The organism is Streptomyces sp. NPDC006798, assembly GCF_040635975.1.
In the GTDB taxonomy this organism is placed as follows: domain Bacteria; phylum Actinomycetota; class Actinomycetes; order Streptomycetales; family Streptomycetaceae; genus Streptomyces.
Map to the genome: position 1 here is coordinate 1 of NZ_JBEYIS010000093.1, position 18,772 is coordinate 18,772.

8 protein-coding genes are annotated in these 18,772 nt (G+C 73.7%); 7 read left to right on the top strand and 1 reads right to left on the bottom strand.

Annotation, left to right across the window (positions count from 1 at the left end):
* From ABZ714_RS33700 to ABZ714_RS33725, 6 genes are all read left to right on the top strand, one after another.
* Positions 1 to 2,421 (top strand): SDR family NAD(P)-dependent oxidoreductase (locus ABZ714_RS33700; protein ID WP_358829181.1); only part of this gene is annotated, 2,421 nt, incomplete at its 5' end.
* Complete coding sequence (locus tag ABZ714_RS33705) at positions 2,421 to 8,945, top strand: type I polyketide synthase (RefSeq protein ID WP_358829182.1); 6,525 nt, start codon at positions 2,421 to 2,423, stop codon at positions 8,943 to 8,945. The genes ABZ714_RS33700 and ABZ714_RS33705, both read left to right, overlap by 1 nt.
* Before the next feature lies 1 nt (position 8,946).
* Positions 8,947 to 12,075, top strand: coding sequence for a type I polyketide synthase (locus ABZ714_RS33710; RefSeq protein ID WP_358829183.1), 3,129 nt, complete (start codon positions 8,947 to 8,949; stop codon positions 12,073 to 12,075).
* Positions 12,076 to 12,260: 185 nt separating this feature from the next.
* Positions 12,261 to 15,500, top strand: coding sequence for an AMP-binding protein (locus ABZ714_RS33715; protein WP_358829184.1), 3,240 nt, complete (start codon positions 12,261 to 12,263; stop codon positions 15,498 to 15,500).
* A 77-nt stretch (positions 15,501 to 15,577) separates the two neighbouring features.
* The gene (locus ABZ714_RS33720) at positions 15,578 to 16,942 is read left to right on the top strand and encodes a lysine N(6)-hydroxylase/L-ornithine N(5)-oxygenase family protein (protein ID WP_358829185.1); all 1,365 of its coding nucleotides are present in this window, start codon (positions 15,578 to 15,580) and stop codon (positions 16,940 to 16,942) included.
* The gene (locus ABZ714_RS33725; protein WP_358829186.1) at positions 16,939 to 17,709 is read left to right on the top strand and encodes an alpha/beta fold hydrolase; all 771 of its coding nucleotides are present in this window, start codon (positions 16,939 to 16,941) and stop codon (positions 17,707 to 17,709) included. The genes ABZ714_RS33720 and ABZ714_RS33725 overlap by 4 nt, the downstream gene beginning before the upstream one ends.
* A gap of 123 nt (positions 17,710 to 17,832) precedes the next feature.
* On the opposite strand, the gene ABZ714_RS33730 is transcribed toward ABZ714_RS33725, so the two are convergent.
* Complete coding sequence (locus ABZ714_RS33730) at positions 17,833 to 18,477, bottom strand: FMN-binding negative transcriptional regulator (RefSeq protein ID WP_358829187.1); 645 nt, start codon at positions 18,475 to 18,477, stop codon at positions 17,833 to 17,835.
* Between the two features lie 161 nt (positions 18,478 to 18,638).
* On the opposite strand from ABZ714_RS33730, the gene ABZ714_RS33735 reads away from it, so the two are divergent.
* Positions 18,639 to 18,772, top strand: a 134-nt coding sequence (locus ABZ714_RS33735) for a DUF3732 domain-containing protein (RefSeq protein ID WP_358829188.1), incomplete at its 3' end; no start/stop codon positions are given.

Here is an 18,772-nt window from a genome sequence, read left to right on the forward strand (position 1 = left end):
CGCGTCCTCACATCCCTCGCCACCGCCCACACCCACACCGCCATCGACTGGACCCGCTTCTACGCCACCGGCACCGGACCCGTCGACCTCCCCACTTACCCCTTCCAACACCAGCACTACTGGCTCCTCGAAGACCCCGACCAATCCGGTGACGGCCGTCCGGCCACCGCCACCGTCGATCCGGCCGAGGCCGAGTTCTGGGACGCGGTCGACCGGGAGGACCCGGCCGCCCTGATCAGCACCCTCGGGCTCGGAGACGCCACGGACCTGCCCGCCGTACTCTCCGCGATGTCGTCCTGGCGCCGTCGCCGGGCGGACCGCTCCGTACGGGACACCTGGCGTTACCGTACGACCTGGAAGCCGCTGCCCGGCATGGGTTCCGCCCCTGCTCCCGGCTCCGGGCCGGTACCGGCGGCGGACAACGGCGGCTGGCTGGTGGTCGTCCCCGAGTCCGTCGCCCAGGACCCGGCGGCGGTCGCGGTGGTCGAAGCGCTGCGGCGACGCCGTACGCGAGTGATCCGGTGCGAGGTACCGACCGCCGAGCTGTGGGACCGTACGGCACTCGGCCGACGGCTCGCCGCCGTACTCGCCGACGGCGGTGAGACCCCGAACGGCGACGAGACCAAGGGACGGCTCGCCGGTGTGCTCTCCCTCGCCGCACTCGGCGACGACGGTCTCGCCGCCGCCTATCAGCCGGTCTCCGGCGGGCTGGCGGGCACCGTCACCCTCGTACAGGCTTTGGAGGACACGGGAGTCGAGGCCCGGCTGTGGTGTCTGACCCGCGAGGCGGTGTCCACCGGGCCCGCCGACACCGTGGGAAACCCGCTTCAGGCCCAGATCTGGGGCCTGGGCCGGGCGGTGGCGCTGGAGCGGCCGGAGCGCTGGGGCGGGCTCGTGGACGTCCCCGCCCGGCTGGACGCGCGGACCACCGACCTTGTGTGCGCCGTTCTCGCGAACAGCGGCGAGCCGAACAGCAGAGGGGCGTACGGCGCCGCGACGGGTGGTGGCCACGGCGAGGACGAGGTGGCCGTACGTGCCTCCGGGGTCTACGGCCGACGCCTGACGCGCGCGCCGCTGGCCGACGGCGCACCGGATCCGTACCCCGCATCGGACCCGGACCCGGACCCGGACCGGGACTGGCGTCCGCGCGGCACCGTACTGGTCACGGGCGGCGCCGGTGCGGTCGGTTCGCACATCTGCCGCTGGCTGGCCCGGGCCGGGGCGCCCCATCTGCTGCTGATCGGCAGACGGGGCACGGAAACCCCCGGCATCAGGGAGCTGACGGCGGAGCTGGCGGAACTGGGCTCGCGGGTGACCGTGGCCGCCGTCGACGCCGCCGACCGCGACGGGCTGCGGGACGTACTGGCGTCGATCCCGGCGGAGTATCCGCTGCGGGCCGTGTTCCACGGTGCCGCCGTACTCGCCGACGGGCTGGTGGAATCCCTCACGCCGGACCGGCTGGCCCGGGTACTCCGGCCCAAGGTGGCCGCCGCCGTGGCGCTCCACGAGGCGACCGCCGCCCGGGACCTGGACGCGTTCGTCCTCTTCTCCTCGGCCGCCGGTGGCGTCTGGGGCAGCGCAGGACAAGGCGGATACGGCGCCGCCAACGCCTTCGCCGACGCCCTGGCCGAAACACGCCGGGCGGCCGGACTGAAGGCGACCGCCGTCGCCTGGGGATCCTGGGGCGGCGGCGGACTGGTCAGCGGCGAGACCGGGGAACGCCTGCGCGGGCGGGGGCTGCCGCCGATGGCACCCGAGACGGCGACGGCGGCCCTGGCCGCGTCACTGGGCCGGGACGAGACCCGGATCACGGTCGCCCGGGTCGAGTGGGCCGACTTCGCCCCCGTACTCACCGCGGTCCGCCCCAGCCGGCTGATCGCCGATCTCCCCGATGTCGCCGGGCACCCGGCGGCCGGGGCCGAGGTGAACGGTGACCGCGCCGGGGAGCCGGAGGGCGATCTGGCGGCCCGGCTGAGGGAGCTGCCGGACGGCAAGCTGGACGAGGCCCTGCTGGCCACCGTACGGGGGCACTCGGCGGCCGTCCTCGGCCTGGAAGGACCGGCGGCGATCCGCGCCGACCGGGCCTTCAGCCTCGCCGGATTCGACTCCCTGACCGCCATGGAGATGCGGAACCGGCTGCGGCGCGTCACGGGACTGCCGCTCTCCACGACCCTGCTGTTCGACCATCCGACACCGGTGGCCGTCGCCCGCCATCTGCGGGAGGAACTGTTCCCGGAACGGACGGCCGGTGCCGACGGCGAATCACCCGGACCGTCCGCCACCGGCGACACCCGGGAGGCGGCAGACGGTCCGTCGCTGGACGAGATGGACGTGGCCGACCTGGTGCGGACGGCGATGCGGAGCAACACCGTTCCCGGCGAGCGGAACAACACCGTTCCCGACGAGACGCGGAGGTCGTGATGGCCGATTCCCAGGACGCCGTCGTCGAGGCGCTGAGGGCCTCCCTCAAGGAGACGGAACGCCTTCGGCGGATCAACGCGGAGCTGACCGACGCCGCCGCCGCGTCCCGTGAGCCCATCGCCGTCATCGGTATGAGCTGCCGCTTTCCCGGCGGCGTGCGCTCCCCCGAGGAGCTGTGGAATCTGCTTCTCGACGAGCGGGACGCCGTCTCCGGCTTCCCGGAGAACCGGGGCTGGGACCTGGACGCGCTGTACGCGCCGGAACCCGGCGTCCACGGCACGTCCTATGTGCGGGAGGGCGGCTTCCTCTACGACGCCGACGAGTTCGACCCCGGCTTCTTCGAGATCAGCCCGCGCGAGGCGATGGCCCTCGAACCGCAGCAGCGGCTGCTGCTGGAGACCTCGTGGGAGGCGATCGAACGGGCGGGCATCGACCCGACGACCCTGCGCGGCAGCCGTACCGGGGTCTTCATGGGGATCGCGCGCCAGGAGTACGGGCCGCCCATGCACCGGTCACCGGAAGCCCTGGAGGGCTACCTGATGACCGGCACCGCGACCGCGGTGGCCTCGGGGCGGATCGCGTACACGGGAGGCTTCGAAGGACCGGCCGTCACCATCGACACGGCATGCTCGTCGTCGCTGGTCACCCTGCATCTCGCGGTCCGGGCGCTGCGGAACGGGGAATGCTCGGCGGCCCTGGCGGGCGGGGTGACGGTGATGACGACTCCCGGCGTCTTCACCGAGTTCTCCCGCCAGCGGGGCCTGGCGCCGGACGGCCGGTGCAAGCCGTTCTCGGCCGCCGCCGACGGTACGGCCTGGGGCGAGGGTGTCGGCGTCCTGCTGCTGGAACGGCTCTCCGACGCCCGCCGCCAAGGCCATCCCGTACTCGCCGTCATCCGTGGCTCCGCCGTCAACCAGGACGGTGCCAGCAACGGACTGACCGCCCCCAACGGGCCCTCCCAGCAGCGCGTCATCCGGCAGGCGCTGACCGACGCCCGGATCCGGCCCGACGACGTCGACGCCGTCGAGGCGCACGGCACCGGCACCCCTCTGGGCGACCCGATCGAGGCCCAGGCCCTGATCGCCGCCTACGGCAAGGGCCGGGCCGCCGACCGGCCGCTCCAGGTGGGATCGGTGAAATCCAATATCGGCCATCCGCAGTGCGCGGCCGGTGTCGCCGGAGTCATCAAGATGGTGCTGGCCGTGCGGCACGGCACCCTGCCGAGGACACTGCACCTCGACGAGCCGACACCCCATGTCGACTGGTCTGCCGGGACGGTGGAACTGCTGGCGAAGACCCGGCCGTGGCCTCAGACCGGCGGACGGCCCCGGCGGGCCGGGGTATCGGCGTTCGGCGTCAGCGGCACCAACGCCCATCTGATCCTCGAACAGGCCCCCGTAGAGGAGGAGACCGTACGGGACACCGCGCCCCGACCGCCCCACGGCAGCGGAGGACCGGTGCCGTGGCCGGTGTCGGCACGCTCCGCCGAGGCCCTGCGGGGCCAGGCCGAGCGGCTGTACGCCTTCGCCGCCGCCTCCGGCACCGCACCCGACCCCGACCCCGTGGACATCGGCCGGTCGCTCGCGACGGGCCGCGCCCGGCTCGAACACCGGGCCGTCGTCCTCGGAGCCGACCGGGACACCCTGCTGAGCGCCCTGGCGGCCCTGCGCGACGGAACGGAATCCCCCGGCCTGGTACGCGGCGTCGCCGCCGGGAAGCCCGGCGACACCGTCTTCATGTTCCCCGGGCAGGGGTCGCGATGGGCCGGTACGGCACCGGAGCTGTACGCCGCCTTCCCCGCCTTCGCCCACGCCGTCGACGAGGTCTGCGCCCACTTCGACACCGTCCTCCCCTTCGCCCTGAAACCCCTGCTGCTCGCCGCCGGAACCGAGACCGACGAGGACCCCGGGCGTACGGATATCGCCCAGGCCGCCCTGTTCACCCTCCAGACCGGCCTCTACCGGCTGATCACCCGGTACGGTCCGCGCCCCGGCCTGCTGATCGGCCACTCCGTCGGCGAGATCGCCGCCGCGTACGTCTCCGGCGCCCTCGACCTGGAATCGGCGACCCGCCTCGTGGCCGCCCGGGGCCGGATCATGCGTACGGCCGCCGAATCCGGAGCCATGCTGGCGGTCCGCGCCCCCGAGGACACCGTCCGGGCCGCCCTCGGGCCGTACGACCGGATCGGTGTCGCCGCCGTCAACGGCCCGGACTCCGTGGTGGTCTCCGGCGGCCGAGACCAGATCCGGGACCTGAGGGAACGGTTCACCGCCGACGGCGTCCGGACCAAACCGCTCGACGTCGGCCACGCCTTCCACTCACCGCTCATGGACCCGGTCCTGGACGAGTTCGCCGGGGCCGTCGGGCCGCTGCGCCCCGGTGCGCCCGAGACCGATGTCATCTCGACCAGGACCGGCCGCCGGGCCGGGCCCGCCGAGCTGGCGTCCGTGGACCACTGGGTACGGCACGTCCGGGAACCCGTCCGCTTCCACGACGCGGTGGAGTCCGCCCGGGCGGCCGGGGCGAGCCTCTTCCTCGACCTGGGGCCCGGCGCGACCCTCGCGGGCCTCACCAAAGAGGCGTTCGCCGCCGACGGCGTGACCGGTGCCGAAGTCCTCGCGTCGGCCCGGCGGGACCGGGGACCGGTCGAGTCGCTGCTCGCCACCGCGGCCGAACTGGACGTCCGGGGCGCGGCCGTCGACTGGGAGGCCCTGACGGGTCCGGGCCGCCGGATCGACCTGCCGACGTACGCCTTCGAACGGCGGCGGTTCTGGCTGGACTCCCCGGCCGGAACGGGGACGGCCGACCTCGCCGCCGCCGGTCTCTCCGGTCCCCGCCATCCGCTGCTGGGTGCCGTGGTCGACCACCCCGGCACCGGTGAACTGGTCCTCACCGGCCGGTGGTCCCTGCGGACCCACGCATGGCTCTCCGATCACCGTGTCTTCGGTGCGATCGTCGTACCGGCGACGGCTCAGCTGGAACTGGCGCTCTCGGCGGCCGAACTCGTCGGATGTACGACCATCGGGGAACTGGCCCTGGAAGTACCGCTGATCGTGCCCGAGACGGGCGATGTACAGATCAGGGTCGTCGTCGGTACCGCCGACGACACGGGACGACGCCCCCTGGACGTCTACGCCCGGCCCGGCGACGACGACCGCCCGGCCGGCGGCTGGACCCGCCACACGACGGGACACCTGGCACCCGGCACCCCCCGCACCACCAGCCCCGGCACCACCGGGAGTCCGTCCGCCGACTGGCCGCCCCCCGGGGCGACCCGGCTCGATCTCGACATCGACGGCTTCTACGCCACGGCGGCGGCCGCGGGCTTCGACTACGGGCCGGGCTTCCGCGGACTGCGGGAGATCTGGCGGCTCGGCGACGACCTCCATATACGGGCCGGGCTCCCGGACGGCGACCGGCCGGACGCCGACGGGTACACGCTCCACCCGGCCCTGCTGGACTCGGTCCTGCACGCCGTGGCGGCCGGCGGGATCATCGGAATGGACGGCGACCGGGGCCGGATGCCCTTCTCCTGGTCCGGGGTGGAGCTGACCGGCCGCTGCGGCCCGACCGTACGGGCCGCGATCACCCCCGTCGGCGAGGAGACCGTGTCCCTCACCCTCACCGATGAAGAGGGCCGTGAGATCGCCCGGATCGCGGCCCTGGCACTCCGCCCCGCCGGAGCCGGGGAACTGCCCGCCGGAGCCGGACACCACGGCCGGTCACTCTTCGAGGTCTCCTGGCGGCCGCTCCACCGCGACGAACGGCGGACCGACCCCGGCCCGTGGAGCGTCATCGGCACCGGCGACGGCCCGGCCGCCCCGCCCACCACGCCCGGCGGGGACCGCGTCACGCTCCACGACACCCTGGACGAACTCCTCACAGGACCGGTACCCCGCCATATCGTCCTCCGCGCGGACCGGGCCCCCGCCACCGGGCCCGGACCGTTCACCGCCGTCCGCGACACCGCCGTCCGCGTACTCGCCGTGGCCCAGCGGTTCCTCGCCGAGGAACGGCTGGCCGGGAGCACCCTGGTGGTCCTCACCCGGCTGGCCGTCGACACCGGCGGCGACCAGGTCGAAAGCCTCCCCGGCGCCTCCCTGTGGGGACTCGTCCGCTCCGCCGCGACCGAACACCCCGGCAGATTCCGGCTGGTCGACACCGACGACGACCAGAGGTCCCTCGACCTCCTCCCCGACGCGCTCGCCGCCGACGCGGACCAGCTCGCCCTCCGGCGCGGCGCCTGCCTCGTGCCCCGGCTGACACCGGCCGCGCCCGCCGCCCACCGGCTGCCGCCCCCGCCCGCCGGACACCGGCTGGGCATCCCCCGCCGGGGCACCCTGGAGAACCTCACCTGGGTGCCCTGCCCCGAGGCGGCGGCGCCCCTGACGAGCGGACGGGTACGCGTCGCCGTGCAGGCCGCCGGGCTCAACTTCCGGGACGTCACGATCGCCCTGGGACTGGTGGCGAGAACGGCCTTCGACACCGGGATCGGCAGCGAGGGCGCGGGAACCGTGCTGGAGGTCGCGGACGACGTCACCGGCCTCGCCCCCGGCGACCGGGTGATGGGCGCCTTCACCGGCGCCTTCGGCCCGGTGACCGTCGCCGACCACCGCCTCCTGCTGCCCGTCCCCGACGACTGGAGCTACGCCCAGGCGGCATCCGTACCGAGCGCCTTCTTCACCGCCTACTACGCCCTGCACCGGGTGACGAAGCTGACCGAGGGCGACCGGATCCTCGTCCACGCCGCCGCGGGCGGCGTCGGGATGGCCGCCGTACGGCTCGCCCGGCTCGCCGGTGCCGAGGTCTACGCGACCGCGAGCCCCGCCAAATGGCCCGCCCTGCGCGCCCTGGGCCTCGACGACGATCATCTGGCGTCCTCGCGGGACCTGGAGTTCGCGGCCAAGTTCCTGGCGGCGACGGACGGCCGGGGCATGGACGTCGTACTCAACTCCCTCGCCCATGAGTTCGTCGACGCGTCACTGACCCTGCTGCCCCGGGGCGGGGACTTCGTGGAGATGGGGAAGACCGACATCCGCGACCCCCGCGAGGTGGCGGACCGGCACCCCGGAGTCCGCTACCGGGCCTTCGACGTCTACGAGGAGGGGCCCGACGCGCTCCGGGACCTGCTCCGGGCCGTCATGGACCTCTTCGCCGACGGCACACTCGCACTCAACCCGGTCTCCGTCCGCGACATCCGCGACGCACGGACGGCGTTCCGCGAGATGAGCCGGGGACAGCACACCGGCAAACTCGTCTTCGACCTCGGCGGCGGCTTCGGCGGCGGGACCGTCCTGGTCACCGGCGGCACCGGGGGAGTGGGCTCCCGGCTGGCCCGGCATCTCGTCACCGAGCACGGCGTACGCAGCCTGATCCTGGCGAGCCGCCGGGGACCGGCGGCCGACGGGGCCCCGGCCCTCGCCGCCGAACTGGAACGGGCGGGCGCCACCGTCCGCGTGGTGGCCTGCGACATCGCCGACCGTACCGCCGCCGCCGGACTCATCGACACGACACCGCGCGGATATCCGCTGACGGCCGTCGTCCACACGGCGGGCGAACTGGCCGACGGCACCGTCACATCACTCACCCCCGAGCACCTGGACCGGGCCCTGCGAGCCAAAGCGGGCGGCGCCGTACACCTGCACGAACTCACCCGGGACCGCCCCCTGTCGGCCTTCGTCCTCTGCTCCGCCCTCGCGGGCACACTCGGCAACGGCGGACAGGCCAACTACGCCGCGGCCAACACCTTCCTCGACGGACTGGCCGCACACCGCCGGGCGGCCGGCCTGGCCGGAACATCACTGGTCTGGGGGTGGTGGGAACAGACCCACGGCATGACCGCGGAGCTGGACCGGACCGGCCTGGCACGGCTGCGGCGACCCGGCTTCGCCGCCATGACGGCCCCCGAAGCGCTGGCCCTCTTCGACGCCGCGCGCGGACTCGGCGGACCCGTACTCGTCCCGGCGCGCCTGGACCCCGCCGCGCTACGGGCCCGGCCTCGCGACGAACTGCCGGCCATGCTGCGCGACCTCGCCGACGGCGGCCGTCCGCGCCCCGGTCGTACGGAGACCGCCGACGACCCGCACGGCCTGCCCCCGGGCTTCGCCGGCCTGCCCGAGGACGAGGCCGGGACAGCCGTACTGAACTGGGTCCGCGGCCAGGCCGCCGTGGTGCTCGGGCATCCGTCCGCCACCGCCGTCGACGCCGACCAGGCCTTCACCCACCTCGGCTTCGACTCCCTGACCTCGGTCGAACTCTGCAACCGGCTGGCCGCGTCGACCGGACTGCGGCTGCCGTCCACCCTCGTCTTCCGCCACCCCACGCCACGCGAACTGGCCCGGCACCTGTCCGGACTGCTCCGTCCCCCCGCCGTGTCCACCGCCGCCGAAACCGCCCCCGAAACCGACACCGAAACGGACCCCGGCACCGGCCGGGCACCCCACGGCGAAACCCCCGCGGGCGGACTGGGCGACCTCGGCCTCGACGCGCTCCTCGACCTGGCCCTGGACGAGAAGGATGAGTGAGATGACGAACCCCGCGGATCGTCCGGCGGACGACGCCGACCGGGTCGAACGGGCGCTGCGCACCCTGCTGGCGGAACGCGACCGCCTCCGGCGGGAGAACGACGCCCTCCGGGCCCGCGACCGGGAGCCGGTCGCCGTGGTCGCCATGGCCTGCCGCTACCCGGGCGGCGTCTCGACACCCGACGAGCTGTGGGAGATGATCCGCGACGGCCGGGACGCGGTGGCCGAGTTCCCCACCGACCGGGGCTGGCGGGACGTGTTCGACCCGGACCCCGACACCGTCGGCGGATCATATGTACGGCACGGCGGATTCCTCACCGGCATGGCCGACTTCGACGCGGAGTTCTTCGGCCTCAGCCCCCGGGAGGCACTGACCGTCGACCCCCAGCAGCGGTTGCTGCTGGAAACCTCGTGGGAAGTCCTCGAACGGGCCGGGATCGTCCCCGCCGAGCTGCGCGGCGCCGACGTCGGGGTCTTCTCCGGCGTCAGCTCCCCCGAATACGGGATGCGGTTCCTCACCGGGGGCCGAAGCGATCTGGAGGGACATCTGTCGCTCGGCAGCTCCCTGAGCGTGGCGACCGGCCGGGTGGCCTACACCCTCGGATTCACCGGACCGGCCGTCACCGTGGACACCGCCTGCTCGTCGTCGCTGGTCGCCCTGCATCTGGCGGTACGGTCGCTGCGCTCCGGCGAATGCGCGCTCGCGCTCGCGGGCGGGGCGGCGGTGATGTCGACCCCCGCCGCCTTCACCGAGTTCTCCCGGCAGCGCGGTCTGGCGCCGGACGGCCGCTGCAAGGCGTTCGGCGACGGCGCCGACGGCACCGGCTGGGCCGAGGGTGTCGGCGTCCTGCTGCTGGAACGGCTCTCCGACGCCCGCCGCCAAGGCCATCCCGTACTCGCCGTCATCCGTGGCTCCGCCGTCAACCAGGACGGTGCCAGCAACGGACTGACCGCCCCCAACGGCCGCGCCCAGGAGGACGTCATCCACAAGGCGCTCGCCGACGCGGGCGTGCCCGCCTCCGGAGTCGGCCTGGTCGAGGCCCACGGCACCGGAACCGTACTCGGCGACCCCATCGAGGCGGACGCCCTGCTGGCGGTCTACGGGCGGGACCGGGCCGGACGCGGACCACTGCGGCTGGGCTCCCTGAAGTCGAACATGGGCCACGCCCAGGCCGCCGCCGGGGTCGCCGGGGTGATGAAGGCCGTCCTGGCCATCCACCACGGACATCTGCCGAAGACCCTCCACGCCGACCCGCCCTCACACCATGTCGACTGGTCGTCGGGCGCGGTCGAGCTGCTGGTCGAGGGGCGGGAATGGCCCGGGACCGACGGCCCGCGCCGGGCCGGGGTGTCGTCCTTCGGATTCAGCGGCACCAACGCCCATGTGATCCTGGAGGAGGCGCCGCCGCCTGACCCGGCGGCCGGGACCGGCCCGGACGTCCCGCACCCGGCCGGACCCGTGCCGTGGGTGGTGTCGGGCCGGACCGCGAAGGCCCTGGCACACCAGGCGGGCCGCCTGTACGACGCCGTCACCGCCGCGCCGGACACCGCCCCCGCCGACATCGCCGCCGTCGGCCGGTCCCTGGCCGCGCACCGGACCGCGTTCGAACACCGCGCGGTCGTCCTCGGGCCCGACCGGGCCGCCCTGCTCGACGGGCTCGGGTCCCTCCGCGACGGCACCGAGTCACCCGGGGTGGTGCGCGGTGTCACCGGAGACCTCGGCGGCGTGGTCTTCGTCTTCCCCGGACAGGGCGCGCAGTGGGCCGGCATGGGGCGGCGGCTGTACGACACCTTCCCCGAATTCGCCCGCGCCTTCGACGACTGCGCCGCCGCCCTGTCCGAGTGGGTCGACTGGTCCCCGGCCGATGTGCTGCGCGGCGCGCCGGGCGCACCGCCCTCCGACCGGGTCGACGTGGTGCAGCCCGTACTGTTCGCCGTCATGGTCGCCACCGCCGCCCTGTGGCGGTCCCGGGGTGTGGAACCGGCGGCCGTCGTCGGGCACAGCCAGGGTGAGATCGCCGCCGCCCAGGTCTGCGGAGCGCTGTCGCCGCGCGACGCCGCCAAGACCGTGGCGCTCCGCAGCCTGGCCCTGACCGCGCTGGCCGGAGACGGCGGCATGGCGTCCATCGGCGAGTCGGCGGAGGTCGTGACGGAGCGGCTCGCCCAGTGGAACGGCCGGCTCGGCATCGCGGTCGTCAACGCACCCCACTCGGTGGTGGTGTCCGGGGATCCGGACGCGATCGACGAACTCGTCCGGAAGGTGAAGGCCGAGGGCGCCCAGGCCCGGCGGATAGCGGTGGACTACGCCTCCCACTCCCACCAGGTGACCCGGGTCCGCGACCGGATCGTCACGGCCCTCGCCGATCTGCGTCCCACCACATCGGCCCTGCCGTTCTACTCCACCCTCCGAGGGGAACCCGTCGACACGGCGGAACTGGACGGCACCTATTGGTATGACAATCTGAGGGAGCGGGTGCGTTTCGAGACCGCCGTGCGACGGCTGGCCGACGACGGATACCGGGTCTTCGTCGAGATGGGCCCGCACCCCTTGCTGACCGTTCCGGTCGAGGAGATCGTCGAGGAGTTCGACGACGCGGTGGTCCTCTCGTCGGGGCGGCGGGACCGCGACGAGGCCGAGGCCGTACTGGGGTCCCTGGCCCGGCTGTACGTCCGGGGAGCCGCCGTGGACTGGACGGGCCTCCTGGGCCCGGGCCCCCGGGCCGAGCTGCCCACCTACGCCTTCCAGCGACGCCGGTACTGGCTGGACCCCCCGACCCCGACGGCCCCGGCCGAACCGCCCCCCGGCCCGCCGCCCGAGGACGACGAGCCGCCCGTTCCGCTGCCGGAGCGGATCGCCGCCCTCCCCGAGGACGAGGCGGAGGCCGGTGTACTCGGCCATGTCCTCGAAAAGGTCGCCCTGGTACTCGGCCACTCCTCGGCCGGGGCCGTCGACCCCGACCAGGAGTTCAAGGACCTCGGTTTCGACTCCCTGCTCTCGGTGGAGCTGAGTAAACGCCTGGCCGCGACGACCGGACTCCGGCTGCGGGGAAACATGGTGCTGCGACATCCCACCCCACGGCTGACCGCCCGTCATATCCATGCCGCGATCACCGGCCGCCCACCCCGGTAGAGCCCCGCCCCGGACCGCCCCCGACGGCCCGGCCTACCTGCCGCCGTCCCGCCGGCGGGACACCGGGGACCCCCCCGTGACCTGTCCGCCCCCGGTTCCCGATTCTCTTGACCGGCTGATCCACCGCCGTGAAGGTGGAGGCGATCTACGGACTCCGCCGGTTCCCGCCGTCTCTCGTTGAGGGGTTGATCCGTTTGTTCTCGTTCGGCGCGTCGCCCGCGCACCAAGCGATGTGGCTGGCACAGAAGATGTCCCCCGACACCCTGAACCACGCGATGATCCTCTGGGACGTGGACGGCGAACTGGACCGGGCGGCCATGGCGTCCGCGTTCCGGTACGTACTGGACGAGGCGGAGGTCCTCCGGATCACCTTCACCGACGGCGGAGGCGGCGACACCGACAGCCCCTTACGGCTGACCCCCCGGGAACTCGGGGACTGGCAACCCTTCTCCCTGGACCTCGGCGCCGAACCCGACCCCGAACAGGCCGCGCGCGACGCCCTGGCCGAGCTGCTGGGGCAGCCGTTCGACCTGTCCCGGGACCTGCTGTTCCGGCTGGGGACCGTCACTCTCTCCCCGACCCGCTCACTGGTGGTGATCGCGTACCACCACCTCATATCGGACGGCTACGGCGCGGGCGGACTGCTCTCCCGGCGCCTCGCCGAGGTGTACACGGCCCTGGCCCGGGGGACGGAGATCCCCGAACCGCCGCATCCGTGGGACGCCGGGTCCTACGCCGCCACCGCCGCCGCGTACCGCGACTCCCCCGAGTACGCGGACGACACCGAGTTCTGGCGCGACTATCTGAAGGACGCCCCCGCCCCCGCCCGGGTGCCGGGCATCGCCCTGAGCGAGCCGGAGCGAGCCGTCCTCGCCGAACCGGTGAGCGCCGCCGACCGCTGGTCGGAGCTGGCCGACGCCATCGGCATGGTCAGCCGTACGCTCACCGTCCCGCGCGCCGAGGCCGACACCTGGGCCGAGGCCGCCGCGTCCATGGGCGTCTGGCTGTCGTCCCTGCTGACCTCCGCGACCGCGGTCTACCTCCGGCACCGCTGCGACCGCCCAGCGTTCCTGTTCTCCCTGGCCGTGGGCAACCGCGCCGGAGCGGCGAGCCGCACCCCCGGCCTCGCCGTCAATGTCGTACCCGTACGTGCCGATGTGCCGCTCGGCGCCGCCCTCGCCGAACTCACCGACACCCTGGGCGACGAGACCTACGACATCCACGACCACACCGGCTGCCACTACTCCGACATCCAGCGGGCGAGCGGAACCGTGCTGGGCGACCGGGGCCCCTTCGGCACCGTCGTCAATGTGGTCGAGTTCGCGGAGCGGCTGACCTTCGGCGACAGCCCGGCGCGCTATATCGGCGTCACCAACGGCGCCTTCGACGAACTCTCCGTCAGCGTCTCCACGGACCGGAGCGCGGGCGGCGATCTCCACCTCAGACTCGACGCCCCCGCGGGCCTCTACTCCCGGGCCGAGCTGCGCTTCATCGGCACCGACCTGATCGCGCACATCCGGGCCGCGGTCGCCGCGGGGCCCGACGCGCCGGTCGGCGCCCTGGACGTGGTCACCGGCGCCGACCGGGACCCCGTACCGACGGCGCCCCGCACTGCCGCGGCGGCCCTGCCGGGGCTCACGGTCCCGGAACTCTTCGCCCGCAGGGCGGCGCGGGACCCCGACGCCGTGGCGCTGGTCCACGACGGCACCACGACGACCTACCGCGAACTCGACGAACGCTCCGACCGGCTGGCCCGGGAGCTGCGCCACCGGAACATCGGACCCGAGACGGTCGTGGCGGTGGCCCTGCCCCGGTCGGCCGAACTCGTCGTCGCCCTGCTGGCCGTCGCCAAGTCGGGCGGCGCCCAGCTGCCGGTCGACCCGGCCCACCCGGGCCGGCCGACTGGTTCGGCGGCCGGGGTGCGCGCCCTGCTCACCGATCCGGCGACGACCGGCGTACCGCCCGGCTTCGAGGACGTTCCGGTGATCGCGGTCGACGCCGGCGGACCGGACACCGCGGGCGAAGGCCCGGCAGCGGTACCGGGGCCGCCCCGCCCGGACGGGACACTGGCCGTGATGTACGGCTCCGGAGCGGCCGGCCCGGCCACCGGTGTCGCCGTCACCCACCGCAACATGGAGCGGCTCGTCCTCGACCACCACTGGCGGGACGGCGCCCGAGGGCCCGTGCTCTGGCACACCCCGCCGACCTCCGACGCGCTCCCCCTCGAAATGTGGGCGCCCCTGCTCAACGGCGGGCGGATCGTCGTCGCGCCGCCCGGCGAACCGGATATCGACACCCTGAACACGACCCTGGCGGACCACCCCGGCTGTGTCGTCGTCCTGCCACCGGCCCTCTTCGAGACGGTCGCCGCGGACCGCCCCGAACGCCTCACCGGCTTCCGGGAGGTCTGGAGCTGCGGCGGTCCGGTCTCCGCGGCGGCGGTCCGCAGGATCCGGACGGCCTGCCCCGGGCTGACGGTCGTCACCGGCCACGGCTCGGCGGAGACGACCCTGACCGCCACCCGCCACCACCCGGCCGCCGGTGAACCCGCCGCCGCGACGACGGCTGTGGCCGGCCGGGCGGCGGACCACACCGCCCTCTACGTCCTGGGGCCGGGGCTGGCACCGGTGCCCGCGGGCGTCACCGGGGAGCTGTACGCGGCCGGACCCGGCGTGGCCCGCGGCTACCCCGGACATCCGGCGGAGACCGCGCGGCGGTTCGTCCCCTGCCCGTTCGGCCCGGCGGGCTCGCTGATGTACCGCACCGGCGACCGGGCCCGCCGGACCGCCGGCGGCCGGATCGAATACCGGGGCCGGGCCGGTGACCCGACCGACATCCGCGGCGTCCCCGTCGATCCCGCCGAGGCCGAGGCGGTACTCGCCGCCCATCCCGCGGTCGCCCGGGCGGTCGTGACCGTACGCGAGGACGGCACGGGACAGCGGCGGCTGGTCGCCCATCTGGTCCCCGCCGACCCCGGTACCGGCCTCGACGACGGCGAGCTGCGCCCGTACGCCAAGGGGCTGCTGCCCGAGGCCCTGGTGCCCTCCGAGTTCCTGATACTGCCCCGTCTCCCGGAGACGGCCGGGGGCCGGACCGACCGGGCCGCGCTGCCCGAGCCGGCCCCCGCCGACCACACCTACCGGGCACCCCGCGACGACACCGAACGGGCCCTGGCGAAGGCGTTCGCGGAAGTGCTGGAGATCGACCGGGTGGGCATCGACGACGACTTCTTCGACCTCGGCGGCAACTCGTTGCGGGCGATCAGGCTGACCGGCCTGATCCGGGCCGAGCTGAACCAGGAGGTGTCCATCCGCACCCTGTTCGTGGCCCGGACCGTCACCGGCCTGTCCGACATGTGGCAGGACCTGGCCCGGTCCAGCAGGCCGGCCCTGCGCCGGAGGACGAAGGGCGGCGAAGTCCTCTGAGCGCCCACGACGAAAATGCACCGGCCGACGGCGGGCCCGCCGCGCCGTACCGACCACGCCAGCGGGGAGAGACTGCAATGAGTGATCGTGCCCAGGAGATCTACGACGTCGTCGGTATCGGATTCGGTCCGTCCAACCTGTCGCTCGCCATCGCCCTCGAGGAGTCCCGGGGCGACGACCCCCGGGGCGGGACCAGCGCCCTCTTCCTGGAGCGCCAGCCGTCGTTCGGCTGGCACCGCAATATGCTGCTGCCGTCGGCGACCATGCAGATCTCCTTCCTCAAGGATCTGGCCACCTTCCGCAATCCGACCTCCAGCTTCAGCTTCGTCGCCTATCTCCACGCCTCGGGACGCCTTCCCCGGTTCGTCAACAACCAGGACTTCTTCCCCACCCGCCAGGAATTCCACCAGTACTTGGAGTGGGCCCAGGCGCGGGTCGCCGACCGGGTCGAATACGGTACGGAGGTGACGTCGATCCGGCTCCCGCCGGGCAGCGGCCCCGAGCGGGCCGACCGGCTGCGGCTGCGGGTCACGGACGCCGACGGCCGCCCCGGCCGGATGATCGAGGCCCGGAACGTAGTGATCTCGACCGGACTGGTCCCCAGCATGCCCGACGGCGTCGAACGCGACGAACGCGTCTGGCACAGCTCGGAGTTCCTGGAGCGGTACCGCCGTACGAACCCCGCGGAACTGCGCCGGGTGGCCGTCGTCGGAGCGGGCCAGAGCGCCGCCGAGATCACCAGATTCCTCTACGACGAACTGCCGCACGCCCAGGTGTGGTCCGTCATCCCCTCCTACGGCTACGTCGCCGCCGACGACACCCCCTTCGCCAACCAGATCTTCGACCCCGGAGCCGTCGACGACTACTACTTCGGCTCCGAACAGAGCCGGGGCGCGTTCTGGCGGTACCACCGCAACACCAACTACTCGGTCGTCGACGACGACGTCATCCGGGACCTGTACCGCCGGGCGTACGACGAGGACGTACGCGGCGAGAACCGGCTGCGGTTCCTCAACCTGACCCGGGTCACCGGAGTGAAGCGGGCCGGCGCCGAGACCCGGGTGACCCTCCAGGCGGGCCCCGGGGGCGAGGTCCGCGAACTCGACTTCGACGCCCTCGTCTGCGCCACCGGATACGACGCCATGGAGCCCGCGGGGCTGCTCGGCGACCTCGACCGGTACTGCCTCCGCGACGACTCCGGCCGGTACCAGGTGGAGCGGGACTACCGGATCGCCACCGCCCCCGCCATGCGGCCCGGTCTCTACCTCCAGGGCGGCACCGAACACACCCACGGCCTGACCTCGTCGCTGCTCTCGAACATCGCGGTACGCAGCGGTGAGATCGCCGACTCCGTCACCGCCCGCCGGGCGGCGGCGGAGCCCGGCGGAGAGATCCCCGCCGAGGCCGCCGGAGCCGGAGCCGGAAAGGACACCGCCCGATGACGAACCCGCCGTGGGAGCGGTGGATCCGCCACTACCGGGACGGCGACGGCTGCACCACCGCACTCGTCTGCTTCCCGCACGCCGGCGGCTGGGCCAGCGCCTACCGGAGCTGGCCCGACGGGCTGCCGCCGGAGATCGCCGTACTCGCCGTCCGGTACCCGGGCCGCGAGGACCGGCTCGGCGATCCGTTCCCGGCCGGACTGGAAGCCCTCGCGGACGACATCGCCGACGCCCTCGCCGGACCGGCACCGTACCGGCTGGTGCTCTTCGGCCACAGCATGGGGGCGTCGGTCGCGCACGAGGTGGCGCTGCGCCTCCAGGAGAGAGGCCGCACACCGGCCGCCCTGTGCGTGTCCGGCAGGCGCCCGCCGCACCGGCTGGCCGGTCAGCGGCTGTTCTCCGGCCCGGACCACCGGATCATCGCGGACATCGTGCGCTCCGACGAGAGCCGTGCCGTGGTCTTCGCCGACCCCGATATGCGGGATCTGGTCCTGCCCGCCCTGCGGGCGGACTACCGGCTGGTGGACGACTACAGCGGCGGTCCCCGCCCCCCGCTGGACTGCCCGGTCTACGGCTACCTCGGCGACAGCGACCCCGAGGTGGCCCCGGCGCAGATGGACGACTGGGCCGAACTGACGAACCACGGCTTCCGGCTGACCGTGCTGCCCGGGGGACATCTGTACCTCCGGGACGAGGAGGCCGCGCTCCTGGCCGACATCGGGGCGGTCGTCACCCGGCTGACGTGCCGTACCGAGGCCGCTCCCTGAGCCGGGCCGCCCCATGCTCCGGGCCGCGCCTTCTGTTCCGGGCCGCGCCCCGGCGGCGGCCCGGGACGCCTTCCGGTTCCGGCCGGGCCGCGCCGTTGGTCCGGCCGCTGCCCGGCCGGACGGTTACGGCAGCCGGTCCATCAGCTCCGCCGTCTGCGCGTGCCGGGTGCAGCCGCGCCCGGCGAAGGACCGCACCACCCGCTCGCGCACCTCGGGACGCTGCTCCTGACTCAGCTTGAACATTCCCTCGGCCTTGGTGACCCTGACGCGGAACGCTCCCACGGCGGCCACGATCCGGCGGAAGTAATCGATGGATCCGCTCATGTCCCAGCTGTTGCCGAATTCCTCCTCGAAGGCCCGAACCGTGGCCCGCACGACATCCAGGGTTTCCTCGGCGGACTCGATTCGCTCCACCACTCCATGGATATGGACCGAGGTGAAGTTCCAGGTCGGAGCAGCTGGGTTGATGTCGTAAACAGTGGGCGAAACATAGGCGTGCGGACCGGTGAATGTCAGCAGGATCACCGTTCCGTTCGCCAATGCCGACCAGTGCGGATTGGCCCGGTTCAGATGGGCCAGCAGCGGGAGTCCGGCCAGATCCGATTCCGGCTCACCGTCCCATCGGGGGTCGGTGATGACCGGTAGATGGGTGGCGAACGGGCCGTCGGCGGGCGTTCCATTACTTGCCATCAGCGCCAGTGGATTCCGGCGCATGAGTTCGACCATCCAGGAGACGTCCGGAGCCCGGTAATGGCTGGGTACGAACATATGGCACTCACCTTTCATGGGGTGAGAGGAATGGTGACACGGCACGGTCCGGGTGTAAGCAGAGGCGACGGCACGAAGAAGAAATCGATACCGGTACTGCCAGGTCCCGCCGGCGGGACAATAATGGCAGGCCGTCACTTCGGTGAAAGCCGCCCCGGGTTGTGGTCGTCCGCCGCGTTCCTGCCGGGCGGCCGGGTTCCCCGTCCGGCCCGCGCGGCCCTGTCCCCCTCAGCGATATGGGAAGCGGTGAGAACTGGCTCGGCTATCACATCGCAACCCTGCTGAGCCTGCACGA